This is a genomic window from Chryseobacterium sp. RLHN22, assembly GCF_051011795.1.
Lineage (GTDB): Bacteria > Bacteroidota > Bacteroidia > Flavobacteriales > Weeksellaceae > Chryseobacterium > Chryseobacterium zhengzhouense.
In genome coordinates, this window is record NZ_JBPCHW010000006.1 from 98,701 (window position 1) to 124,285 (window position 25,585).

22 protein-coding genes are annotated in these 25,585 nt (G+C 36.7%); 2 read left to right on the forward strand and 20 right to left on the reverse strand.

Features of this window, described 5'->3' with window-relative positions; translation table 11 throughout:
• Positions 1-8: 8 nt before the first annotated feature.
• Complete coding sequence (sufB, locus tag ACR1PN_RS08105; protein WP_433979624.1) at positions 9-1,457, reverse strand: Fe-S cluster assembly protein SufB; 1,449 nt, start codon at positions 1,455-1,457, stop codon at positions 9-11.
• A gap of 60 nt (positions 1,458-1,517) precedes the next feature.
• The gene (locus tag ACR1PN_RS08110; protein WP_378175988.1) at positions 1,518-1,847 is read right to left on the reverse strand and encodes a HesB/IscA family protein; all 330 of its coding nucleotides are present in this window, start codon (positions 1,845-1,847) and stop codon (positions 1,518-1,520) included.
• A 144-nt stretch (positions 1,848-1,991) separates the two neighbouring features.
• Between ACR1PN_RS08110 and ACR1PN_RS08115 the strand changes: the two genes are divergently transcribed.
• On the forward strand, positions 1,992-2,828 hold the full coding sequence (locus ACR1PN_RS08115) for a GLPGLI family protein (RefSeq protein ID WP_433979625.1): 837 nt from the start codon (positions 1,992-1,994) through the stop codon (positions 2,826-2,828).
• Positions 2,829-2,864: 36 nt separating this feature from the next.
• Here the strand turns inward: ACR1PN_RS08115 and ypfJ are convergent, their stop codons facing one another.
• From ypfJ to ACR1PN_RS08175, 12 genes are all read right to left on the reverse strand, one after another.
• Complete coding sequence (gene ypfJ, locus ACR1PN_RS08120; protein WP_433979626.1) at positions 2,865-3,716, reverse strand: KPN_02809 family neutral zinc metallopeptidase; 852 nt, start codon at positions 3,714-3,716, stop codon at positions 2,865-2,867.
• A 152-nt stretch (positions 3,717-3,868) separates the two neighbouring features.
• Complete coding sequence (gene ribH, locus ACR1PN_RS08125) at positions 3,869-4,387, reverse strand: 6,7-dimethyl-8-ribityllumazine synthase (protein ID WP_378175997.1); 519 nt, start codon at positions 4,385-4,387, stop codon at positions 3,869-3,871.
• Between the two features lie 3 nt (positions 4,388-4,390).
• Complete coding sequence (locus tag ACR1PN_RS08130; protein WP_433979627.1) at positions 4,391-5,101, reverse strand: tetratricopeptide repeat protein; 711 nt, start codon at positions 5,099-5,101, stop codon at positions 4,391-4,393.
• A gap of 171 nt (positions 5,102-5,272) precedes the next feature.
• Positions 5,273-5,809 (reverse strand): adenine phosphoribosyltransferase, encoded by a 537-nt coding sequence (locus tag ACR1PN_RS08135; RefSeq protein WP_433979628.1) that lies wholly within the window; start codon positions 5,807-5,809, stop codon positions 5,273-5,275.
• Positions 5,810-5,812: 3 nt separating this feature from the next.
• Positions 5,813-6,994 carry a hypothetical protein gene (locus ACR1PN_RS08140; protein WP_433979629.1) on the reverse strand — a complete coding sequence of 394 codons (1,182 nt, stop codon included), beginning with the start codon at positions 6,992-6,994 and terminating at the stop codon, positions 5,813-5,815.
• 52 nt (positions 6,995-7,046) lie between these two features.
• Positions 7,047-8,066, reverse strand: a complete 1,020-nt coding sequence (locus ACR1PN_RS08145) for a hypothetical protein (protein ID WP_433979630.1) — start codon at positions 8,064-8,066, stop codon at positions 7,047-7,049.
• A 162-nt stretch (positions 8,067-8,228) separates the two neighbouring features.
• Positions 8,229-9,560 (reverse strand): quinol:cytochrome C oxidoreductase, encoded by a 1,332-nt coding sequence (locus ACR1PN_RS08150; RefSeq protein ID WP_433979631.1) that lies wholly within the window; start codon positions 9,558-9,560, stop codon positions 8,229-8,231.
• Between the two features lie 8 nt (positions 9,561-9,568).
• Complete coding sequence (locus ACR1PN_RS08155; RefSeq protein WP_433979632.1) at positions 9,569-10,267, reverse strand: c-type cytochrome; 699 nt, start codon at positions 10,265-10,267, stop codon at positions 9,569-9,571.
• On the reverse strand, positions 10,260-10,781 hold the full coding sequence (locus ACR1PN_RS08160; RefSeq protein WP_378176018.1) for a DUF3341 domain-containing protein: 522 nt from the start codon (positions 10,779-10,781) through the stop codon (positions 10,260-10,262). The genes ACR1PN_RS08155 and ACR1PN_RS08160 overlap by 8 nt, the downstream gene beginning before the upstream one ends.
• Positions 10,768-12,165: an NrfD/PsrC family molybdoenzyme membrane anchor subunit gene (gene nrfD, locus ACR1PN_RS08165; protein ID WP_378176022.1), complete on the reverse strand. Its 1,398-nt coding sequence runs from the start codon at positions 12,163-12,165 to the stop codon at positions 10,768-10,770. Before nrfD ends, ACR1PN_RS08160 begins: the two co-directional genes overlap by 14 nt.
• Positions 12,166-12,190: 25 nt before the next feature.
• The gene (locus ACR1PN_RS08170) at positions 12,191-15,250 is read right to left on the reverse strand and encodes a TAT-variant-translocated molybdopterin oxidoreductase (RefSeq protein WP_433979633.1); all 3,060 of its coding nucleotides are present in this window, start codon (positions 15,248-15,250) and stop codon (positions 12,191-12,193) included.
• A 23-nt stretch (positions 15,251-15,273) separates the two neighbouring features.
• A complete protein-coding gene (locus ACR1PN_RS08175; RefSeq protein ID WP_378176029.1) occupies positions 15,274-16,632 on the reverse strand; it encodes a c-type cytochrome in 1,359 nt (452 codons plus the stop codon).
• A gap of 184 nt (positions 16,633-16,816) precedes the next feature.
• Here ACR1PN_RS08175 and ACR1PN_RS08180 point away from each other — a divergent pair, with 184 nt between their 5' ends.
• Positions 16,817-17,353: an SPOR domain-containing protein gene (locus ACR1PN_RS08180; RefSeq protein ID WP_433979634.1), complete on the forward strand. Its 537-nt coding sequence runs from the start codon at positions 16,817-16,819 to the stop codon at positions 17,351-17,353.
• Between the two features lie 51 nt (positions 17,354-17,404).
• Here ACR1PN_RS08180 and ACR1PN_RS08185 read toward each other — a convergent pair whose 3' ends face one another.
• The 6 genes from ACR1PN_RS08185 to ACR1PN_RS08210 all read right to left on the reverse strand — a co-directional run bounded on the left by ACR1PN_RS08185 (position 17,405) and on the right by ACR1PN_RS08210 (position 25,518).
• Positions 17,405-18,679: a DUF6080 domain-containing protein gene (locus ACR1PN_RS08185; protein ID WP_433979635.1), complete on the reverse strand. Its 1,275-nt coding sequence runs from the start codon at positions 18,677-18,679 to the stop codon at positions 17,405-17,407.
• Between the two features lie 77 nt (positions 18,680-18,756).
• Positions 18,757-19,584, reverse strand: a complete 828-nt coding sequence (locus tag ACR1PN_RS08190) for a T9SS type A sorting domain-containing protein (protein ID WP_433979636.1) — start codon at positions 19,582-19,584, stop codon at positions 18,757-18,759.
• Between the two features lie 63 nt (positions 19,585-19,647).
• Complete coding sequence (locus ACR1PN_RS08195) at positions 19,648-21,189, reverse strand: protein adenylyltransferase SelO (protein ID WP_433979637.1); 1,542 nt, start codon at positions 21,187-21,189, stop codon at positions 19,648-19,650.
• A 76-nt stretch (positions 21,190-21,265) separates the two neighbouring features.
• A complete protein-coding gene (locus ACR1PN_RS08200) occupies positions 21,266-23,647 on the reverse strand; it encodes a penicillin-binding protein 1A (protein WP_378176044.1) in 2,382 nt (793 codons plus the stop codon).
• Positions 23,634-24,116, reverse strand: a complete 483-nt coding sequence (locus ACR1PN_RS08205; RefSeq protein WP_378176048.1) for a gliding motility lipoprotein GldH — start codon at positions 24,114-24,116, stop codon at positions 23,634-23,636. The genes ACR1PN_RS08200 and ACR1PN_RS08205 overlap by 14 nt, the downstream gene beginning before the upstream one ends.
• On the reverse strand, positions 24,109-25,518 hold the full coding sequence (locus tag ACR1PN_RS08210) for a PSP1 domain-containing protein (RefSeq protein ID WP_433979638.1): 1,410 nt from the start codon (positions 25,516-25,518) through the stop codon (positions 24,109-24,111). Before ACR1PN_RS08210 ends, ACR1PN_RS08205 begins: the two co-directional genes overlap by 8 nt.
• Between the last annotated feature and the right edge of the window lie 67 nt (positions 25,519-25,585).

The window sequence follows — 25,585 nt, forward strand, 5'->3', positions numbered from 1 at the left end:
TAATATAATTATCCGACACTTCCTTCCAAAGAAATTTCCAATAATTTCTGGGCTTCAATAGCAAACTCCATTGGAAGTTTATTTAAAACCTCTTTACTAAAACCATTTACAATCAATGCGATTGCTCTTTCTGTATCAATCCCTCTTTGATTACAGTAGAAAATCTGATCTTCACCGATTTTTGAAGTTGTAGCTTCGTGTTCCAACTGTGCAGTCGGATCTTTAATTTCAATATAAGGGAAAGTATGTGCGCCACATTCATTACCCATCAACAAAGAATCACACTGTGAGAAGTTTCTCGCTCCTTTTGCGGAAGGCATTACTTTTACCTGTCCTCTGTATGAGTTTTGAGATTTTCCCGCAGAAATTCCTTTAGAAATAATCGTTGATTTTGTATTCTTTCCGATGTGGATCATCTTCGTACCCGTATCGGCATACTGATGATTGTTGGTTACTGCGATAGAGTAGAACTCACCAATCGAGCTGTCTCCTTTCAAGATGCAAGAAGGATATTTCCATGTTACGGCAGAACCCGTTTCAACCTGAGTCCAGGAGATTTTTGCTTTGTACTCGCAAAGTCCTCTTTTCGTTACGAAATTGAAAACCCCTCCTTTTCCTTCTTCATTTCCCGGATACCAGTTCTGAACAGTAGAATATTTAATTTCAGCATGATCCAAAGCAATTAATTCTACAACGGCAGCGTGAAGCTGGTTTTCGTCTCTCGACGGGGCGGTACAGCCTTCAAGGTAAGAAACATAACTTCCTTCATCAGCAATAACAAGCGTTCTTTCAAACTGACCTGTTCCTGCCTGATTGATTCTAAAATAAGTTGATAATTCCATAGGACATCTTACCCCTTTTGGAATATAGCAAAAACTTCCGTCAGAAAATACTGCGGAATTCAGAGCTGCATAAAAGTTATCTCCTCTCGGAACTACTTTTCCAAGGTATTTTTTAACTAAATCAGGATGATTTTTTATTGCTTCGGAAATTGAACAAAAAATAATTCCTTTTTCTGCCAATGTATCCTGAAATGTTGTTTTTACAGAAACAGAATCCATCACGATATCGACAGCAACTCCTGAAAGTCTTTTCTGTTCTTCGATGTTGATTCCTAATTTCTCAAAAGTCTTCAATAATTCAGGGTCTACTTCATCTAAACTAGCCAGCTCAGATTTTACCTTTGGTGCTGCATAATAACGAATTGCCTGGAAATCTGGTTTTTCGTACTTAATGTTTGCCCAGGTTGGCTCAGTCATTTTCAACCAGATTCTGTAAGATTCCAAACGCCATTCTGTCATCCATTCCGGCTCTTCTTTTTTTGCAGAAATTGCACGGATGATATCTTCGTTTAAACCTGTCGGAAAATCTTCGTAATCAATTTTGGTTTCCCAACCAAATTCATATTTTTTATTTTCTAAATCGACTCTAAGGTCGTCTTCAGTATATTTACTCATTTTAATAGATTTTAGAGTAAGATTTTAGATTTAAATTTAAATCTAATTTCCGACGTCTAATTATAAGCTAAAACTCTCTCCACAACCACACGTTCTGGATGCATTCGGATTGTTAAAAACAAATCCTTTTCCATTCAAACCTCCGGAATATTCTAAAGTAGTACCCGCCAGGTAAAGTATTGATTTTTTTTCAACGATAATTTTAATACCATTGTCTTCAAAAATCTGATCTGTCTCGTTTTGCTTATTATCGAAGCCTAAAACATACTCTAATCCTGAACAACCACCGCTTTTTACCCCAACTCTTATATAATCTTCAGCAGGGTTAAAGCCATCTTCTGTCATCAGCTGAACTGCTTTTACCTTTGCCTGATCTGAAACCTTTATCATTGTATTTATTTAGAATGATTTATCATGCAAAAATACGAACAATAATCAGTATATAAAAATCGGTGTTTTTATTTTATCAATTTTTATCATCGATGGTTTAACTTTGAGTATTATTTAAAATCAAAACTATAAATCAGGAAAATAATGAAAAAAATTGGTGTTTTTATAACGGTCTTATTGGCTCAGGTTACTTTTGCACAGGTCAATAGATTTGTATATCAGGTTACTATGAAACCAAATGCAGCTGATAAGAGCGATATTAAGACTGAGAATGCTTATTTGGACATCTCAGCAGATAAATCCATGTTTTATTCTGAAAACAGAATAAAAAGAGATTCCGTAATGCGTGCGAATTTCCAGAGTGGTGGAGCACGAGGCTTCAACAGGGATCAGATGGAAAGTTTAAGATCTGTGATTAATTATTCTATCGAAAAAAATAAAAAGGATCAGAAAACGGCTTACAAAGACAGAATCGGAAGAGATATTTATACTTACGAGGAAGAACGTCCTTTAAACTGGAAAATTTTATCTGAAACTACGAAAATAGGAGATTATAAAGTGCAGAAAGCTGAAGCGGATTTTGGCGGAAGAAGATGGACGGCTTGGTTTACAACAGATCTTCCTTATCAGGATGGTCCTTATAAATTCAGCGGACTTCCCGGTTTAGTGGTGAAAGCGGAAGATTCTACGGGAGATTATTCTTTTGATTTAATGAAAAATTATAAAATCGCTGATTTTCCTGAAATGAATACTTTCGGAAATGTAATGAAAGTAAAACGTACGGATTACATAAAACAACAGGAAAAATATAAGTCTGATCCGACAGCTTTTATGAACAGTCAGCGCGGAAGTGGAGGAATTAATGCACCAAGAAGCAGAAACGGGGGAGGAGATCAAAATCCTGCGGAAATGCGAAAAAGAATGGAAGACAGGATAAAAGAAGAGGCTAAAAACAACAGCAATCCCATTGAGTTAAAATAAGTAAAAAACCTGAAGAATTTTCTTCAGGTTTTTGTTTTATCTTAAAAGCTGACTGAACGTATCGCCCTGTTTAATATCTGTTGCATTATATCCTTTCATGAACCATTCTTTACGCTGTGCGGATGAACCGTGCGTAAAGCTTTCCTGATTTACATATCCCTGCGATCTTTTCTGAATGTTATCATCTCCGACTGCTTCCGCTGCTTCAATGGCAGAATCTAAATCTCCCGGCTCAAGAAAATGCTCTCTTTCATTAGAATATTTGGCCCAAAGTCCTGCATAAAAATCTGCCTGAAGTTCTGTAGCTACAGAAACCTGATTCAATTGGGCTTCCGAGTATTTTCCGCTTCTTCTCAGTTGGTCTGTTTTATCTAAAGTTCCCAAAAGATTTTGTACGTGATGTCCCATTTCGTGAGCCATTACATAAGCAATCGTAAATTCTGTGACTTTAGCTCCAAAATTTTTCTGCAATTCCTGGAAAAAACTCATGTCCATATACACCGATTGATCTGCCGGACAATAAAATGGTCCCATGGCTGATTGAGCGGTTCCACAACCCGAATTTGTAGCACTTTCAAATAAAACTACTTTCGCAGGTCTATACTGTAAACCATTATCTTTAAAAATCTGAGCCCAGGTCTGCTCGTTTTCTGCTGTAATCATTTTAATGAATTCGCCAACCTGCAATTCGCCCTGAGTTAGCTCTCTTTGTTCGGTCCTTTGCGGGCTTCCGCCACCGGAAGAAAGAATAGCAGAAGGATCTCCTCCTAAGAAAAATACAATTGCTGCGATAATAATTGTTCCCAATCCACCGCCCACAATTGCACCACCGCCTCCGGAGCCACGTCTGTCGTCTACGTTGCCGCTTCTGTCGTCAGTCCATTTCATATTTTGTATTTATTTTTATGTAAATTTAAAATTATTATCATTATCAATTCTTTTATTTCTAAAAAAAAATATGATAAAAGAAATTTACTAAAGTTATGTCAATAAAAAAGGAGCATTACAGCCCCCTTTACCTCTTTAAATGTATTGGAATTTTATGAATGTCCAAAGCCGATATTTCCTTTTTTGTCGGAAAGACTTCTTTTGAAATTAATCATACTTAAAGCCGTTACAGCCGCTTCGACACCTTTGTTTCCTAAATTTCCACCACTTCTTGCAATTGACTGTTCTTTAGTGTCGTCCGTTAACACACAAAAAATAGTCGGAGTGTCTGTTAAGATATTGCAGTCCTTAATTCCCTGTGCAACGGCATCGCAAACGAAATCGAAATGTGGAGTTTCTCCTCGGATTACACATCCGATAGCAATTACTGCATCAAACTTCCGTTCCTTGCAGAGCTGCATACTCGCATAGTTTAATTCGAAAGCGCCGGGAACGGAAAACTGTTTTATGTTTTCAGCTTTTACTCCTTCTTTTTCAAGGATTTCCAAAGCTGCGTCACGCAGATTGTAGGTTACAAAATCATTCCACTCAGAAAAAACAATGCCGATAGAAAAATCTTCGGCATTGGTAATATGAAGTGGCTTGTAATCTGAAAGATTAACTGTTGCCATATTTTAGTTTAAATATTTAGACATTTCGATATAAGAATCAGACATTCCGTTGTCGTAATCCTGGTATTTTTCGTCGATGGTAGTAAAGTATTTTTTAGCTTCTGCATTTTTCTTCATTCCTAATGCCACAATACCCGCTTTTCTTGTAAAGTAGTAAGAAGTATAGGGATCGTCTGAAGCTGTTGCCGCTTTGTCTAATAAAGATAAAGCTTCATCATTTTTGTTAAGACCAGATTTTGCATCTGCCATTACTCCAAACTTCATTGCCATTAAGGTTTTATTGTCTGAAGAAAATTTATCTAAAAGATCATAAGCTTCCTGGAATTTTCCTTCTTTAAATTTAAGCAAACCTGCATTGTAAGCAGAAAGTTTACCCACTTTGGTTGAAGAATACTCGTTATAAGTTCCCAAAAATCCTGGGTTAGCTGCAGATTTCCCACCTAAAGCTTCTTTATCTTTACCTTCCGTAAGGTTTTTCTGTGCTGCAAGATATGTCTTTACAGCTTCCGCATTTTTAGGAGCAACCACAAACTGCTGGTATCCGAAATAAGCCAAAACTCCAACAACCAAACCTATAAATACGGCACTTAATGGTTTTTGATATTTTTCCAGGAATCTTTCTGTGTTTAAAGCCTCTCTGTCAAGGTCTTTAAAGAATTCCACTGTTTCTTTGCCTTCTTGCTCGTTTTGAGCATTCTTTCCCAATTTTGCCATAAATTTTTAAAAAATTGAACTGCAAATTTAATTGTTTCTTAGTGATTTACAAAATCTTTCTCAGAATTATTGTGAAATGAGAATAAAGATGTGCAAATCATTCGAAATATCAATTCTGAATTGTTATTGTTTGATTTTTGTTGAGCTCCGTAGGAGCGACACAATTTCTGTTTAATATTCTAAAGTGTGATAAATTTCAGCGTTGAATTTTTTCAACTTTTCATTGCCATTCAAACCTTTTAAGCCGATTAAAAAACTAAACTGTACCACTTCTGCTCCCTGTTTCTGAACTAATTTTGCCGCCGCTTCTGTTGTTCCTCCGGTTGCCAAAAGGTCATCATGAATTAAAATTCGCTGTCCTTTTTGTATTTGTCCTTCCCTGGTTTCTATTTCTGCGCTTCCGTATTCCAGGTCATATTTTTCTGAAATGATTGGTGGAGGAAGTTTTCCTTTTTTTCTGATTAAAATAAACGGCACTTCTAAAGCAACTGCGATTGCAATTCCGAAAAGATAACCACGGCTTTCAATTCCGCAGACTGCATCTACTTTTCCTTTGCTGAACTTTACCAGATCTTCAATGACTTCTTCATACAATTTAGGGTCAAGAAAAATCGGAGAGATATCTTTAAACTGAATTCCGGGAATCGGAAAATCAGGGATATTTTCTATGGTTGATTCCAGTTTTGCAATAAGTTCCTGCGATGCCATTTGTTAAGGATTAATCTTATAACTTGAAATTTTCCATTCTCCGTTAACATTTTTAAGACCAAATGTTGCTTTTAGAGAGGTTGTTCTCCCATTTTTATCCGTAACATCATAAGTAGCACTTACACTTGATGAATTTGCTGTAGAAGCATTCGTCGTCACATTTTTTACACTTACATTTTTAATCGCTCCAAAACCTGAAGTAGGATTTGAAAACGATTCATAGCTTCCCCAACTTGGATTACTTGATGCGTCGAATGCCGCTTTTAAGTTTTGAGAACTCACATTGCTTAAAAACTTGTTTACCGTTGCTTTTGGATCTGCAGTCGGCTGTTTTGGTTGAGCCGGAGTTGTAACTGTAGGATCAGTGGTTGTTGGTGGAACCGGATTACTAGGATCAATTGCAGCAGGATCCTGAATAACCATTGTAGAATCAGTTTTTGGCGCTTCCGGAACTTTTAAAGCAGAAGGATTTACATCCAAACCGATTTTAGACATTTTAAATGTTTTTGCTGTTGTTTTTACGGAAACAGTTACATCAATTTTATTATCAAATATTTTTGAAGCTAACAAAGAAGAAAACTTGACACTGAAACCTTTAAAATTATTATCCTGCATCAAATTTTTAGCCGTAGAAAGCTTTACTCCGTTACTAAATACTTCTAAAGTTGTTTCAAGAGCTGCACCTGTAAAAGCAATAGGGTTGCCTGCATTATCAACCAATCTTGGTACAATCTGAATAGAAGTCGGGCCATTTCCTTCGTCACCGCCAAGTCTCGTAAGAATGCTTAATGAGCTTGCTCTTACATCATTCGGATCGCTTTCTTTGGCTTTTTCGTCACCGAAAATATTCATCTCTCCTAATGAAGGCGGAGCAGTACTTGCCCACTCAATCCCATTTTTTTGTGCTACTTCGTCGGCCATTGCCAAAATTTCGGGTACTTTTTTACCGTTGATCAACTGTCCTAAAGCTTTTAGTTCGTTCACGTCGCCTTCAGCTTCTACGCCGAAAGTCTTCAGAATATAAAGCGCTTCATTGAATTTGATCTGCTTAATGGTGGTAAGACTGGATGCCATATCGTTGATACTCGACTGTAAAGTCTGGGTAGTCGTAGCATCTACGCTGTCTTTTTTACACGATGTAAAAAGTAACAGGCTGAACATGAGTAGCAAAGAAAACTTTTTCATTTTAATAATGGTTTATGGCAAATTTAGTAAAACCTTTATTAATACCGATTTTTTATTTTTTGTTTTCTTTTTCTTTTAAATCTTCTTTAAAAAATGAAGCAAAAATTGCCTGCATATTCGGGAAAGAAGAATCCTGCCAGTAATTTGAAGAATAGTTGCTGTTGTTTTTGTTCAATTTAACCTTTCCTTCGATATCATTGTCATCGCTGAAATCCAATTCTGTAGGATAAAAGTTTTTATAGGAAATAAGCTGGTTATATTCCGGTTCACTTTTGTGTTTAAATTTAATGTAACCAATTTCGTTAGATTCAAGGAAGTCTCTTAAATCTTTTTTTGAGTCTTTTTCATAAGAATGATTGATCAATGCTTTTATATCATACAGTCTGTAACCGAAAAGAGCCATCTCTTTTTCCTGTAATGCACTACCGCTGATTTCTATTTCGTCTTTTATATTTCCTTTCAGTTCTTTAATGGTTGCTTTTCTGTTTTTATATTCATCAATGTTTCCAACATTCGGAAGTTGAGGAAGGTCTAAAAATGCGTTGTAATCCAAAAGACTTGTTTGCTTTCTGTCAGTTGATGGATTTTCTAATCTGAATACTCTGTATTGTTCTATGTTTTTGCTTTTCAGTTTCTTTGTTTTATTATCAAAAATATAAGTTGCAATTCCGTCTACGTAGCAATTCAGTTTACCATTTACGGTCACATAAGCATTAAAATTTCCTTTTACAAAAACATATTTTGCAGGTTTACTGTTTTTAATGACTACTGCTTCAATGTCTTTTACACGATCATTCAGCTTTACAACATCTTTATTAATTTCATCAAATGAAAGTTTTGCAATAGCCATATTATCATAAACCAGCTGAAATTTTTCCTGATCAGCATTTAGAGAGGACTTTTCAATTTTTCCGTCGATATCGGAAGTCGCCAGAATATTTCCATCTTTTCCGAAGACCACAACTTTTGGCAATGGCTGTCCGGTTTTTTCAGAAACAAAACTAATGGTCTGTGCATTGAACAAGCCGAATAAAATGATAAATAGGAAGCTTAACAGATAAGTTTTTTTCATGGTTTTTAAATTATTTTGAAAAGTTAGTTGTTTTATGTCTATTATTAAGACAACAGATTTTCGAAAAGGTTGCCTGTTTTATTTTTTAAATTGAGTTTAATGAAAAAAAAAGAGACTGAATATAAAAATCAGTCTCTTTTAAGATTATTTTGTTACAAGTCCTTAGAAAGGATACTCATAAATTTCAGATTCGTGTAGGTAAGGGTTTCCTGTAGGAATTAGTTTCAATTTAGCTAATGCTGAAAGCACCGTAAACATGAACAATCCGGCTACAAATAAGATAGAACCAAGAACTAACAATAATACTTCAGGAGTATTCCAGTAAGGTCCTACTGTTCCCGGCATTACCATATTGAAATAATCTAAGATGTGACCACAGATTACTACAATTGCCATAACTGTTACTACTTTGTAGTTTCTTTTGATGCTGCTGCTCACTAAAACCAATAGCGGTAATAAGAAGTTTACAATAAGCATTGGTAAGAAAGTAGAAGAGTAATGCTGGAATCTTCCGAAGAAGTAATTAACTTCTTCCGGTACGTTGGCATACCAATATAGCATGAACTGAGCAAACCATGTGTACGTCCAAAGCATACTTGTAGCGAAAAGGAAAACTCCTAAATCGTGTAAGTGGTTATCATTGAACTGTGGTAAGAAACCATTTTTCTTAAGGAAAACACTTAATAAAATGATAACAGCAATTCCACTTGAAAGGCAGCTCACCATAGAGTACCAGATATACATCGTAGAGTACCAGTGAGGGTCAATAGACATCAACCAATCCCAAGCCCAAGCTGCAGATGCAAATCCGAAGAATGCAATATATCCTACCGCCCATCTGTAAAGGAACTGATAATCTACTTTTGATTTTGTCTCGTCAACTTTTTTAGACATTGCCTTAAGTTTCCAAGCGAAGAACGAAGCACCTACTACATAGATAATTGTTCTGATGGCATAGAAAGGAATGTTTAAGAATCTTTTCTTTTCGAATAAGATTACGTCGAAATGTGCAGATTCAGGGTCTGTCAATTCAGGATCCATCCAGTGGAAAAGGTGACCGTTATGAGTAATATTTAAAATCATAATGATGATCAAAATAGCACCACCCCAAGGAATATATGAAGCAATAGCCTCCATTACTCTCGTAATGATGATTGGCCATCCTGCATGAGCAGCATGTTGAATACAGTAGAAGAACAATACACAGCAGCTAACTCCGAAGAAAAATACTGCTACAAAATGAATTGATGCTAATGGCGAATTGTGAACCTGTAATTTTGCATGCTCCAGGTGAGAATCATGATCCTGCGGTCCAACCATTTCGCTTGAGTGCGTAGGAGCGGTGTGACCGGAAGCATGAACAGCATCCATCATTGCACTGATCTTCGCATCATCCAAACCATGGTTCATAAAATAACCTGCAGCAAATAAAACTAAACCTGCAACAAGAAGGATTATAGAAGCTGATTTTAATTTTGGTGAAAAACTATACATTTCTTTTCTTATTTTTTAGTTTCGGTAGTTTCTGTTTTCGCATCAGAAGTTGCAGGAGTTGCAGCAGCAGCCGGAGCCGCATTCTTTTTGAAAGCATTCATTACATACATTGCAACTCTCCATCTGTCACCAGCACTTAACTGACCAGCATAAGATCCCATCGCATTTCTACCGTTCGTTAATACATAGTGTACAGATCCTACAGTGATTTCTCTGTCTGCATAATTTGGTACACCAGAATAAGCTCCACTCTGTACAATTGGTCCCTGACCGTCACCACCAGTTCCGTGGCAGGCTGAACAAGTACGATCAAAAAGCATTTTACCTCTCTCAATATCTTTTGCTGCGTTTGCAGGGTTTAACGGAGATGCAGTAATTCCTTTTGAAGCATCGTAACCAGCGTTGTACTCATCCGGTGTCTTTGGAAGTTTACTTTCCTCAAACACACCATCTTTATTTTGAGCCACCGAACCTTCTACAGGAGAAAGACCAGTTGCACCGTTATTTTTTACGAATGCAGGAATTTCATTTTCATGATCTGAATAGGCATCCTGAGCTTTCATCAAAGGATCGTATGCCACTGGGAAATACATATCCGGGAAGTAAACTAAAGGTGCATTTTCATTCGGTCCGCAAGAATTAAGTAAAACTGTAGTTAAACCTAAAACCGCTGTAATTTTTAAAATATTTTTCTTCATTTTAAGCATCTTTAACGGTTATTTCTTCTACTCCTGTTTCTATTAGCAACTGTTTTACAGATTCTACATCATCAGTTACAAATTCCATAAGGAATTTATCATCAGTAGTTCTCGGATCAGGATTCTGAGCCGGAGCACCCGGATACATTTTGTTTCTAACCAAGAAAGTTAAAGACATCATGTGTGCTGCACAGAATACCATTAATTCAAACATTGGAACTACGAATGCGGGCATATTGTGTGCCCAGTCGAAAGCCGGTTTACCACCTATATTCTGAGGCCAGTCGTGGTTCATTACGTACCAAGTAACTGTAGCACCGATACTCACACCATATAAAGCATAAATAAAAGCAGCATCAGAAATTCTGGTTTTCTTTAAACCTAAAGCCTTGTCAAGTCCGTGAACCGGAAACGGAGTATAAACCTCGTTAATAGCGATTCCTTTATCGTTGAATGCTTTAACGCCGTTCATCAAATCGTCGTCGTCAGCATAAAGTCCGTATACAATTTTAGTGGTGCTCATCTCCTTCTTTTGCTTTATAAGTTTCACCTGAGATTTTCAAAATCGATTTTAATTCGGCCTGCGCAATTACAGGGAATGTTCTTGCATATAATAAGAATAATACAGAGAAGAATCCGATTGTTCCTAAATATACACCCACGTCAATGATTGTTGGCTTAAACATCGTCCATGAACCTGGCAAGTAGTCTCTTGAAAGGTTGATTACGATGATATCAAAACGCTCAAACCACATACCGATGTTGATGATTAATGCAACGATGAAAGTCCAGATAATATTTGTTCTTAATCTCTTGAACCAGAATGAAGCTGGAACAACAAGGTTACAGATAATCAACGACCAGAATGCCCACCAGTAAGGTCCAACAGCAGCACCTGGAGAAAGATACGTAAAGTCTTCATATCTTGAACCAGAATACCATCCGATGAAATATTCAGTTGCATAAGCTACAGTTACCATACCACCAGTCAAGATGATTACGATGTTCATAATTTCGATATGATACATGGTGATGTAGTCTTCAAGGTGACATACTTTTCTAGCAACTAACAATAGTGTTTGTACCATTGCAAATCCTGAGAAGATCGCACCGGCAACGAAGTAAGGAGGGTAGATTGTAGAGTGCCATCCTTTAATAACCGACGTTGCGAAGTCAAAAGATACGGTCGTGTGTACTGAGAATACAAGTGGCGTTGCCAACCCTGCAAGAACCAAAGAAAGTTCTTCGAATCTTTGCCAGTGTTTTGCTTTACCACCCCAACCGAATGCAAGGAAAGTATAAATCTTCTTAGTCCAAGGAGTTTTTGCTCTATCTCTGATCATGGCAAAGTCAGGGATTAATCCCATGAACCAGAATACCGTTGATACTGAGAAATACGTAGAGATCGCAAATACGTCCCAAAGTAGAGGAGAGTTGAAGTTCCCCCAAAGAGAACCGAATTGGTTAGGAAGAGGAAATACCCAATATCCTACCCAAACTCTACCCATGTGAATTACCGGGAAGATTGCTGCCTGTACAACCGCAAAGATTGTCATTGCCTCTGCAGATCTGTTTACAGACATTCTCCATCTCTGTCTAAATAATAATAATACTGCGGAGATAAGTGTTCCGGCGTGACCGATACCTACCCACCATACGAAGTTGGTGATATCCCAACCCCAGTTAATAGTTCTGTTAAGCCCCCATGCTCCAATACCTGTTCCGATAGTGTAGGCGATACATCCGAATCCATAGATGAATAGAACTAAGGCTGCGTATAGTGATACCCACCATAATTTACCTGCTCTTTCTTCGATAGGTCGTGCAATATCTTCTGTGATATCGTGATAAGTTTTGTGACCAATAATTAGAGGTTCCCTTATCGGAGCTTCGTAATGTCCTGACATTTTTTACCTATTTATTATTTAAACTTTATTTTTCTACTCTGTTTCTTACTTTAGTGTGATAGAACACGTTTGGCTTGGTTCCGATCTCTTCAAGTAAATGATATCTTCTGTTGTCAGAATATAATTTTCTAACGTGAGATTCTTTGTCATTCATGTCTCCAAACTGAAGTGAACCTGTAGAACAAGCTTTCGCACACGCTACCTGGAACTCTCCGTCTTTCACTACTCTGTTCTCCTTTTTAGCCTCAAGAATTGTAGCCTGAGTCATTTGGATACACATTGAACATTTCTCCATAACCCCTCTTGTTCTTACAACAACATCCGGATTAAGAACCATTCTTCCAAGATCGTTATTCATATTGAAATCGAAACGATCGTTCAGATTATATGTAAACCAGTTGAAACGTCTTACTTTGTACGGACAGTTGTTAGCACAATATCTTGTACCGATACATCTGTTGTAAGCCATATGGTTTTGTCCCTGCTTACCGTGTGAAGTTGCCGCTACCGGACAAACTGTTTCACATGGAGCGTGGTTACAGTGCTGACACATTACCGGCTGGAAGATTACATCCGGATTCTCGGCAGGATTATTTAATGCTCCTTCGCCGCCAAATGCAGTTCCGTAAAGTTCAGGCACCGCCATTCCTTCTTTTAATCCATCGTAAGTAGTCACTTTCTGAGTAGCAGAATAGTAACGGTCGATTCTCAACCAGTACATATCTCTAGACATTCTGATCTCTTCTTTACCTACTACAGGAACGTTGTTTTCTGCCTGACAAGCAATAATACATGCTCCACAACCCGTACAAGAGTTCAAGTCTACAGATAAGTTGAAGTGAGGACCGTCAGTATCATCAAACGCATCCCAAAGATCAATTTTACCTGCCGGAAGAGCCCCGCTGATTGTATGATATTCCAATGGCTTGTTCCAACCTTTATGCTCGTCATCAAACGGTACATTAATAAAGTCAGATAAAGGAACTTCTTTAGCAATATCATAACGACCCATTAATGTATTCTGAAGCTGAATACCTGCAAACTCATGATCTTCACCAGTTTTTTCAATAGAAACATTTGAAACTACCAAGTTTGAACCATCAAATAAAGGATAAGCATTTACCCCAGTTTCTGCAGTTGCTCCCGAATCTTTTTTACCGTATCCTAAAGCAAGGCCAACAGATCCGTCAGCTTGTCCAGGCTGGATGAATACAGGAACGTTTTCTATTTTAACTCCGTTTACCGTAAGATTTACAATAGAACCGTCCAACTGCATTCTTGCATTTAGATCGTTTTCTATTCCTAATCTTTCAGCATCTTTAGGAGAAATTGTAAGGTAGTTGTCCCAAGACATTCTTGTCAATGGATCTGGTAATTCCTGCAACCATGGGTTGTTTGCCTGAGTTCCGTCTCCTATTGAAGTTTTGGTATAAAGTACCAATTCTAAGTCTGAAGCCTTGAAGTTTGCCAATTCCGCAACAGCTTGTTGAGCGTTTCCACCAGCGTAAGATAATGTTGTTGCATTAGCAGAAGCTACCACACCATTATATAAAGCTTTGTTAAAAGATGTTCCTCCAAGTAATGTGGAAGCGTTGGCTTTTAAATAATCATAATAATTGTTGGCAGCATTGTTTTTACCATTTTTCCACACCAATAAAGATTCTTCAATCTGTCTTGATTTGTAGATTTTCTGGATTGTTGGCTGCATTAATGTATAAACACCTGTCTGAGGTTCCATATCACCCCAAGATTCTAGCCAGTTGGCTACAGGAATTACAGCTTTCGCTGCTTTATACATGTCATTCTTTTTATCTGTAATTGCAATTACATAAGGAACTTTAGCAATTGCTTTTTTGAAGTCCTGACCTTTGTGGTGAGAATAAATCGGGTCTACATTGTTGGTAATCAAAACACCAACCTGTCCGCCGTTTACCCATCCTAAAAATTCCTGGAATCTTGCTTTATCAAATTCTTTTAGGAAGTTAGCTTTACCCGTGAAAGCTACTGAACCTAATTTTTGGTTAATTAAATGTGCTAAAACCTGTGCACCTTTAGAACCGTCAGCAAAAACAACCGCTTTGCTGCCTTTAGCCTGTAATTCTTTAGCGATTTCGTTAGCTGTTTTATCTGAAGAACCACCTCCGACGATTGCATTGTAAACTTCAACCAAAGTTTTGTTTACTGCACTTGGCTTTAATCTGATTCTTGTATCAGCGTTTGCACCTGTTAAAGACATATTAGATTCAACCTGAATGTGTCTCAACATTGTTGCTCCCGGAACTCTTGCCGCTGCATAAGAAGTTTCTAAGCTTGCAGCATTGTAATCTCCTAAGAAATCAGCCTGGAAAGCTACAACCAATTCAGAACCTTTAAGGTCGTAAACAGGTAAAGCTCTTGTTCCGAACACTTCCTGAGCCGCATCTAACGCTGCAGAATATGGGAAAGCATCGTAAGTTACCAGTTCAGCGGTAGGATATTTTGCTTTAAATTCAGCAAACAATTTTTTGAATGTAGGCGAAGCGAAAGACTGAGATAAAAGAACAATTTTTTTACCTGAAGCCTGAGCTTCGTTTAATCCTTTAATAACGAAATCATCTACTTTATCGAAAGTTTCGTCTTTCCCGTCAAGTTTTGGCTGCTTCACTTTATCGTTATCGTAAAGTGAAAGTACAGCTGCCTGAGCTCTTGCGTTAGTTTTACCTAAATCACCAGCTGCCGGGTTTGGTTCGATTTTAATCGGTCTTCCTTCTCTTGTTTTAACCAAAACACTTGCAAAGTCGAAACCGTCAAAATATGTTGAAGCGTAGTAGTTAGGAATCCCAGGAATAATATCGTGAGGTTTTACTACATAAGGAATTGTTTTAATTACCGGAGCTTCACACGCAGCCAGAGTAACTGCTGCTGTAGAGAAACCTAATAACTTTAGGAAGTCTCTTCTGGAAGTGCTGGATTCTGTTTTCTCAGCACCCTCTAGGAAATCTTCTACCGGAATTTCTTCTTGGAACTCTTTAAGAGCCAGCTTACCGTTTAAGGCAGGGTCTTTAAGTTCGTGAATACTTCTAAATTGTATTTTGTTTGAAGCCATTTATACTTCTAATTTTTTAGTTATTAATAATGACATTTACCACACTCAAGACCTCCAATTGCATCTACAGTGATCTTACCACCATCTTTCGGGTATTGCTTTTTAAGCTTCTCGTGTAGATTTTTGAAGTATTCTTTATTATAACCGTTGTTCATATCAACTTCAGTTGTTCTGTGACATTCGATACACCATCCCATAGTGAAATCGTTTGCCATTTGTACAACATTCATTGTATCGATTTTTCCGTGACAAGCTTTACAAACTACGTCGATTTTGTTGTCAGGGTTTTTCTTGTTGAATGAGTTGATAATTGCTTGTTCACCAGCAACTACGTGTTGAGAGTGGTTGAAGTAAACGAAATCAGGCATATTGTGGATTCTTGTCCATTCAACCGGCTGAGTTTTTCCTGTGTACTGTTGTTTTGCAGGATCCCATCCTGTTGCAGCATAGATTTTCTGGATTTCTCCGTCGTAGAATGCTTTATCTTTTCCTGGCTCCATGTAATGATCTGCATTGTACTCAGAAATAGTTCTGTGACAGTTCATACAAACGTTCATAGAAGGAATTTCAGATACTTTACCGTATTTAGCACTTGAGTGACAAAGCTGACAGTCGATTTTCTGTTCTCCAGCGTGAATTTTGTGAGAGAAGTAGATAGGTTGCTCAGGCTTATATCCTTTGTAAACACCGATCCACATGATCCAGTTCCAGATACCGTAAGTTGCTAAGATAGCCAGAATTGCAAGCAATCCTTTTCCGATATAATGGTATTTTGCATAGATTTCGCTGAAAGATTTAACTCTTGTTTCATTAAGCCCTGCCAAATCTTCTGACTGACCCAATTTTACCAATTGTCTAAGTTTGATTAAAATCCAAACCAATAAACCAGCAATAGCAATAAGTGAAATGATTACAATACTAGAAGTTGTATTGTTGTTTTGTGGCGCTGCAACAGTGTTCGCAGCCGTTGCTTTAGCATCAGTTTTAGGCTCTTCAGCAGGAGGATTTGTTGTGTAAGCTAAAATGTCATCAATATCCTTATCTGTAAGATTAGGAAAGACCTGCATTTCAGTCTTATTGAATTTTTCAAACACCTCATTAGCATACTTATCACCTGAAGCTCTAAGTGCTTTGTTGTCTTTAATCCACTTATGAAGCCAGTCTGTATCAAGTCCCTGCTCAGTTTTCAGCCTGTCTACCACACCTTTCAGTGCCGGTCCTACAACCTGTTTGTCTAAAGCGTGACATGCCGTACAGTTTGCCTTAAAAAGTTTCTCACCATTTTTAGGATCGCCGTCTTGCCCGTAAATTGAAGCACTTGTTGATAGCAATAAACCTATCGCAATCAGCCCTTTTTTATAATGCTTTCTCCAACTAATCATTTAAATTATCTTATGTTAGTAAATATTGAATATGTAATCAATTCCGCAAAAATAATATTTTTAAGAAGAATTTAACGGCTTTAACAAAAGGTAAAATGTCATATGTGTTTAATTTGTAACTATTCTAAATAACTGCATTTGCTGGTTTTTTTTATTTATTATAAATTTGCTGAAACAAGTTTAAATGAGAAATTTCATCAAAATATTTTCGACATTATCTTTTTTTGGTTTTTATACAATTGAAGCACAGCAGGTTGTAAAGAAAGATACACTTTCCGGCACAGAACTTACGATTACCATGGATTCTCGTGTAAGTGATGCTTTGGACGCAGTTGAAGACCGGTGTGCAAAAGTTGCTTCCAACAAAATTTCTACAGGAACTGATGACGATGTTCCTTCAAAACCTACAAAAATTTATGTTCCGAGCAGAGAATTAACGAATGCCGAAATCTGTAGAAAAAACCCAAAGATTCTGGGTTATAAAATTCAGATTACGACTGTAAAAAGTAATGATGAAGCTAATGAAGTGAAGGCTTACTTCAGAAAAAGATTTCCAAATCTGAAGGTTGAAGTGGATGCTTCGTTGAGACCAAATTATAAAATATTAGCAGGAAGTTATTTCTCAAAACAAAGTGCTGCTGGAGATTTGGCGCGTGTAAAAGAATATTTTAAGTCCGCTTTGCCGGTTCAGTACAGAGTATTCTGTGTAGAGGCAAAATGATATTATTTAAATAAAAAATTAAAGGCTGAGAAAATTAATTCTCAGCCTTTTTTATCTGTAATATTGGTTAACAAAATCATAAAACTCCCACATTCTGACGTAATTGTTAAAGAGTAGAAAAATGAACATGATTCCCATCAAAACTGTCATAAATGACATCATCTTCGGCGAATTTCTGTACGAAAAAAACAGCCATCCCAACATAAGCGGAAATACAAAAACAAAGTGACCGCCGTAAATATATGAAGTGTGAAGTCCAAACCTGAAAACACAGTGGATTAAAACATCAACAAGCATAGAAAGCATTAAAACCTGAACAAGTTTATTTTTAAAATTTTTAAAATAACTCCAAAGTACTAAAGTCAGTAATAATCCAATAAAAATATACGGAGCTAGAGAAGTATAGACATCCATGAAGAGGGCTTTATAATAAAAACCTTTCATGTTGTGCTTTTCACGGATAAAAAAGCTTGGAAAAAGAATGCTTCCGCCAAAAAAATAGGAGTAGATCATATCCCATGTCGGAGTTGATTTTACATTAGAGAACTTTTCATATTGTTCTCCTGATTTAGACAGGATATTGGTGTATTTAAAATCAATCCGGTAAAGATATAGACCAATAAATGTTGCACACATAATTAAAACTCTGAAAACGGCATTTCCGAATTTTTTCCAGCTTTTAAAAAGACCTTTCTCAAATGCAATAGGGATGAAAACTTTTACAATATTGGTAACCGTTAATCCACCAATAGTGACTCCTGCTAAAACCAAAGCTGAGCCTGCAATTTTTTTATCTTTTTTCAATTTTATTGCAGTATAATAATTAAATAAAACCAGTAAAAATAGAGTGTAGGTGTAAGTTTCCGGAGTAAAAGAAAGCAAAATATTGGTTGAGAAAATACTGAAAAAAGCAACAATCAAAATATTTAAGCCAATAGGAAGCTGGATGATATTTTTTAAATATTTATAGATCTGAATTAAACTTAAACTGATTGTAATATTACTCAGCCACGCTAAGGTAAGTCTGAAATTACTTCCGGTTTTCCCACCAGAAATATAAAATGCCAGTTCGCGAATCCAATTAAAAAAATAATAAGAAAGTGGGTGTCTTTCAAAACTTCCGCCGCTCATGACGATGGCTTTGTTATCAAAACTGAAATATCCGTCCCAGGGAATTCTTGCATCAAAAATAATACGGTAATGCTGAGCCAAATAAGTTCCGAAAACTCCGTAAGCAATTAGAAAGAATATGAATATGCCTAATTCTGCCCATGAAGACGGAAAAATAATTTTAAAAAAGTTTAAAAATTTAGATTTGAATGACACGAATTATATTTTTTGCAAAAGTAAAATAAAAAACCCATCTGAAAAGATGGGTTTTTGACAATATTAAAAATGATTATTTAATCTTTTATGATTTTTTCGGTTTTTGTGCTACCGTCAGTAAATTCTATTTGTAATAAATAGGTTCCTTTTGTAACTGAATTTAAATTAACTTTTTCTGAATTTCCTCTTGAAATTACTTTTCCTGAAAGATCTAGAACTGATGTTGATTTTATTTTCTTATCGGTTTTGATGTTAATTTCTCCTTTTGTTGGATTAGGGAAAACACTTGTTTTTGATTTTGAAACTTCGCTTGTAGATAGATTAGCTGCTAAAACCTCAATATCATCAATTGAAATAGCATCTGCATCATCTGCTACATATGAAAATCTAATTTTTACATTTGACTGACCAATATATGTGCTTAAGCTTTTTTCAACAGATACTGTATTGTATAAATCTGTATCGGGGTTTCCATCACCATCGTCTGTAAAACCGGGTTCGGTATCTTCGTCCCAAAGAGTTACCCATGTAGAACCTCCGTCTGTAGAGATTTGTGCAAGTAAATCGCCATAATCATCATCTATCATGTAAGACCATCCGACTTTTACTTTGAATTTTAGTACGGGATTAGACGCTCCTACTAAAGTAAATGATGGGCTAACAAGATTAGCCGTATTTGATTGTGCAATGTAATCTACACCTGCTGATTTTGTACCTGAAATAAGAAAACCTGATGTGCTGGTTGGAAAACTATTAGTTAATTGCCAAGGTCTAGATGAAACTGTTGATGATATTGTCCACCCATTTGGTGGAAATGTTGCTCCTTCAAAATTTTCAGAGATTAAGGTTTGTGCATTTCCAAAAAAAGCTGATGTTAGTGCTAAAGAAAGTAGAATTTTTTTCATGTAATTTTTTTCTAAATATAGTGATTTTTTTTGATGTTTTGAATTTATTTTATAGAAATTGATTTATGAACTACAAGACAACATCGAGCATCCCGAAACATCATCATAACCAGAAGGTCTTTTCACTGAAAATTCAGGAAAGACTTCTTTATACGGATTTTCTAAAGCTTGGGTAAGTTTTTCGAGCATCTCGGTTTTTCCGTTGTTGATTTCTTCAATACATTCATAAAGAAGGTAATTTCTAAGAATAAACTTAGGGTTTGTCTCTCTCATTAAATTTAATGATTCTTCTTTCGAAACGGTATTTTCTTTTAATCTTAACTGATATGATAAAAGAAAGTGTTCAAGTTTTTTAACTTTTGAATCCTCTAAAAATCCGTACGAAACTGTTGAGAAAAGAGTTTTGAAATCTGAATTTTCATCGAGCTTCTCCAATTGATTAAAGAATAAAGTATAATCAAATTGTAATTCCTGCATTAAAGCCTGCCAATTGGTGAAAAATTCCTCATCATCCTTTTTAAAATCATCAAAACCAAATTTCCGACAAAGCATTTGATCATGTGTTTCCCAAAAATAATTTCCGTAATTATTTAACGTATCTTCAAGAAATTTTTCATCTTTTATTATCGGGAAAAGGGCATTGGCCAGTTGCCACAGATTCCATTGTGAGATTTGTCCCTGTTTACCAAAAGCATATCTTCTTCCGGGAAGATCGGTGGTATTTGGGGTAAAATTTAGATCATATTCATCCATCATTGAATATGGTCCGTAATCAATTGTTAAACCTAAAACCGACATATTATCGGTATTCATTACGCCGTGTACAAATCCGACTCTGAACCATTCCACCATTAAATCGGCTGTTCTTTTGCAAACTTCAGTGAAAAACTCTTTGTATTTTTGTTCGCCTTCAGATTTAATATCTTTAAAATAATTTTCAATAGTGAAATCAGCAAGATCAATCAGTGTGTTAATTTCTTTTTGGGCAGACATCAATTCAAAATGTCCAAAGCGGAGAAAACTTTCAGCCGTTCTGATAATCACTGCCCCTTTTTCCTCCTGAGGATTTCCGCTATACATCATATCACGAACTACATTTTCTCCTGTAAATGATAAGCTAAGAGCTCTGGTGGTAGGAATTCCTAAATGATGCATTGCTTCACTCATCAGATATTCCCGAACAGAGGATCTTAGAACGGCTCTTCCATCTGCATGACGGGAGTAAGGTGTTGCTCCTGCTCCTTTCCATTGAATTTCATTTTTTTCTCCGGCTTCATTAGTGATTTCCCCGGCAAGAATTGCTCGTCCGTCGCCTAACTGACCCGCCCAGTTACCGAACTGGTGTCCTGCGTAGGCTGTTGCGTAAGTTTTTATATTTTCCGGTAGATTGGTTGCCGTTAGAAAATTAATGTCAACTTCATTAAATTTTCCCAAACCTATTTCTTCTGAAAGTTTTTCATTAAAAACAATTAATTCAGGATTATTAAAACCGACCGGATTAACTGTTGAAAAAAGAACTTTGGGCGTATTTCTCTGCATTGGGTTTCCTGAGAAGTCTCCAGGAAAAACATCAATGAAAGGTTGAGTAATTTTATCAATATTCATATTTCAAAGATATTAAACTGAAAACAAAAAAAGACCTCTCAATAATTGAAAGGTCTTATAATTATCATAAAGAATTTTATTTGTTAAAGTCAATGTCTTCACCGGTATTAAGATGGTCATTAACGTTGTCTTCTTTTTTGCCTGGATTTTTCGGACCGCTTGGTTCTGCGGGACGAGGATTTTTTAAGTCATCAATAGTCTGAAGTCCACCATCGTCACCATATCCGCCTCCAAGCCCCTGAAGATTACTGCATCCGTCTTTCCAGTCAAGGGGTTTTACGAATTTATCGTCAGGTGATATTTTCAAACTTTTATCGGCCCAGACTTTTTTCATGAAAATTGCCCAGATCGGAAGCGCCATTTTCGCACCCTGACCTTCACCGGTTCCGTAGAAGTGAGTTGCTCTGTCTTCCCAACCAACCCATGCTCCGGTTGCTAATTTTGGAGTAATTCCCATAAACCAACCGTCTGAGTTGTTTTGAGTTGTTCCTGTTTTGCCGGCAATTTCTACCGCTTTTGAAATTCCTCTTCTTCCTAATTCCCCAGATGCGGTTCCAAATTCAGCAACACCTTTCATTAGTTCAATCATGGTGTAGGCGTAATTAGGATTCATTACTTCTTTAGGTTCAGAAATGACTTCTTTGATTACTCTTCCGTTCACATCTTCAATTCTCCAGATCATTTCAGGTTTGTTGTAATTTCCGTAATTGGCAAACGTACTGTAAGCTCCCAACATCTCATAAATTGTGATATCTGATGAACCAAGTGCCATTGGTAAACTGGTAGAAATTTCTTCAGTAACTCCTAGATCTCGTGCAGTTTGTATTACACTCTGAGTTCCTACCATTTCTGCTAATCTTACCGCAACAGGGTTTTTTGAATGAGCTAATGCATTTTTTAAAGTTAAAGATCCTCCAGATCCCACAACATTCCAACTTCCTTTTCGATAAGAAGCATTCGATATGGTAGAGCAAGGTGTTAAGCCTAATTTCATAATCGCAGTTGCATAAACGAAAGGTTTGAAGGTTGAACCAACCTGTCTTTTCCCTTGTTTGATGTGGTCGTACTGGAAATGTTGCCAATCGATTCCGCCAACCCAGGCTTTAATTTCACCTGTTCCCGGAACCATAGACATTAAACCAGCCTGTGCAATCTGTTTGTGATATCTGATCGAATCCCACGGACTCATTTCTACTTCTTCTTCTCCCGCCCAAGTAAACCTTGACATTTTAATAGGCTTTTTGAATTCCATCATGATAGAGTCTTCAGAAATTCCGGCTCTGCTCAACTGTTTGTAACGACCAGTTCTCTTTACAGCCTGCATCATCACATCATTGACCTGCTTATCGTTCAGATAGTAAAATGGTCTGTTTTTTCTGCCTCTTTGCTCGGCATCAAATCTTTTCTGAAGATCTGTTAAATGTTCTTTGATTGATTCTTCTGCATATTTCTGCATTTTAGAATCAAGAGTTACATAAATTTTTAAACCGTCTTTAAATAGATTTAAAGGTTTTCCTGTTTCTTTTTCGTAATCTTTAAGATATGTATCTATTTCTTTTTTTAAATAAAACTTATAATAAGCAGAATAATCATCAGTAATGTTTTTAATAGGATGATAATCTGTTGTTATTGGAGTTGCTACAGCTTTGTCATAAGTTGCCTGGTCAATATATCCTGTTTCAAGCATCTGAGATAATACAACATCTCTTCTTCTTTTTGCACGGTCAGGGTTTCTTAATGGATTATTTGCTATCGGCGCTTCCAGCATGGATACAAAAACCGCTGCTTCAGGAAGAGTTAACTGAGAAGTAGATTTATTAAAATAAATTTTAGACGCCATTTCAACTCCGTTGGCATTGTATGTGAAATCGAACTTGTTAAAATATAACGTAATGATTTCCTCTTTGGTGTATCTCTTTTCTAAGCTTACTGCCACAACCCATTCTTTAAGCTTTTGAATTGCTCTTTTTACCGGGTTTCTTGACGGTTCTTTTGTAAATAAAAGTTTTGCCAGCTGTTGGGTAATGGTAGAACCTCCACCACGATCACCTTGATATCGGATAGCTCTTAAAATTGATTTCAAATCAATACCGGAGTGTTCTTTAAAGCGTTCATCCTCTTTTGCCTGAAGAGCATAAATCAAATAAGGAGGCAGATCTTTATAGGTAACCGGTTGAGTTTTTTCTTTTTCAAACTTACCTAAAAGAACTCCGTCTGAAGAATAAATTTCAGAAGCAACATAAATGTCGGGGTTTTCAAGTTCTTTTACATCGGGCATTTCGCCAAGAAAACCCTGGGAAACGGCAAAGAAAAGTCCTGAAATTCCTAAAACCACTGCAATCAAACCAATCCAGATGAATTTCACCCACCTTTTCCAGGCTGTGTTTTTTTGGTTCTTTTTAGGAGGAAGCGGGAAGGTTTTTCCCTTGTTTCCTGTATTTTGCTTATTTTGTTCCATTTGTACTTACGGTTTTTGCCGTTTCTACTTTTATTCCTAAATCTTCTATTCCCGGAAGGTTGTCGTTTCTCATTGCCTGAGCAACAGCAATTTCATAATTACCTTTTTCCGGGAATTTGTAATTCAGTTTATACTGAAATAAAGTCTCTTTCACTTCTCCAAATCCTGTTCCCAGCCATTCTCCGTTTGGTTTTGCCAAAACATAATTCAGTGTGTCAGTTTGTCTGGCTTTGGTTTTAGGATCGGTAAGATTTACAATGAACCTTATATTGCTGTAAGGATATTCGTTGTTGTTTCTTACAACAAATATAAGATTTTTAGGATTTTGCGGATCCGAAATTTCAAGATTAAATTTTTGTTCGGTCTTCTTATCCCATTTATTATCAACATTGTTCATAATAACGTTTTCTTCGGAAGCATTGCAGCTTACCAAAAAAGTAAGGAGAAAAAATCCTGAGATTTTATGCATTATTATCTTTTTTTGGAGGGAATTTCTTTTTGAACTTCTTTTTGGGTGGTTGATTCTGAGGCCTTTTTTCAGCATCATTGTTTAAAGCCTCTACTTTTTCCAGTTGCGGTTTTGGCTGCTGGTTTTTTTGAGGTTTCTGATTGTTGTTCTGAACAGGCTTTTGTGATTTTTCAGATCTTACAGGCCTCTCTTGTCTTTCGCCTTTGTCTGTTCTCTCCGGTCTGTCATTTCTTTCCGGCCTGTTCTTTTTTTGTCCCTGATTTTGATTATTGTTAGGTCTGTTTTGATTCTGATTTCTATTCTTATTAAAACCTTTTTTCTTTTCAAATCGGTCAACACTGTTCTCCTGAATTAAATCTACGGTTGGCAGAGACAGTTCAGGCTGCTTCAGTTCTTCGAGAGGTAACGTTTTTTCACCTCTCTTATTTTTTGAAATCATTTTTTTAACCAAATCGACATCAAAATCATACCAGGCCATAGAGTTTTCAACGTATGCAAACCACATTTTCTTTTTGAAAACATCGATTTTTATGCAAAAAGCCCTGCCTTTTTCGGTATCAAGAACGGTAGAAGAAGAAGGGAAGTGGCTCAAAGCATCAAGGTAGCTGTCTAATTCATAGTTCAGACAGCATTTCAGTTTTCCGCACTGTCCTGCCAATTTTTGAGGATTGATGCTTAATTGCTGGTATCTTGCAACGTTGGTATTGACCGATCTGAAATCGGTAAGCCATGTTGAGCAGCAAAGTTCCCTTCCGCAAGAGCCGATACCGCCAACTTTTGCAGCTTCCTGCCTGAAACCGATCTGCTTCATATCGATTTTCGTGCGAAAAGCTCCGGCATATTCTTTAATCAACATTCTGAAATCCACGCGATTATCGGCTGTGTAATAGAATGTTACTTTAGAAGCGTCACCTTGATATTCCACATCGGTGATCTTCATTTCCAGACCCAGTCGGTGCGAAATTTTTCGGGCTTCTATTTTTACGTTTTCCTCTTTCTTTCTTGCTTCCTGCCAAACCTCAATATCTTTCTGGTTGGCCAATCTATATATTTTTAGGGCATTTTCTTCTGAAGATCTTTTTTTCTTCATCTGAATTTTTACCAATTCTCCTGTAAGGCTTACTACGCCCACATCATGTCCCGGACTCGATTCTACTGTTACTACGCTACCTATATGCAAAGGAATGTTATTCACATTCTTAAAAAACGATTTTCTGTCATTTTTAAATCTAACTTCTACAAAATCACACCTCGTTTGCGCAGGATTTTGTACGTTAGACAGCCAATCGAAAACACTTAATTTATAACTATTACCGCAGGTATTTACACTTTCACAGCCATTCGCAGATTTAGTTCCGCAAGAATGTGCAGAATCGCCGGATGTTTTACATCCACAACTCATATTATAATTTGTTTAATCTTGCAAATTTATTGATTTTTATCTTTATACAATTCCAAATGTACTAAAT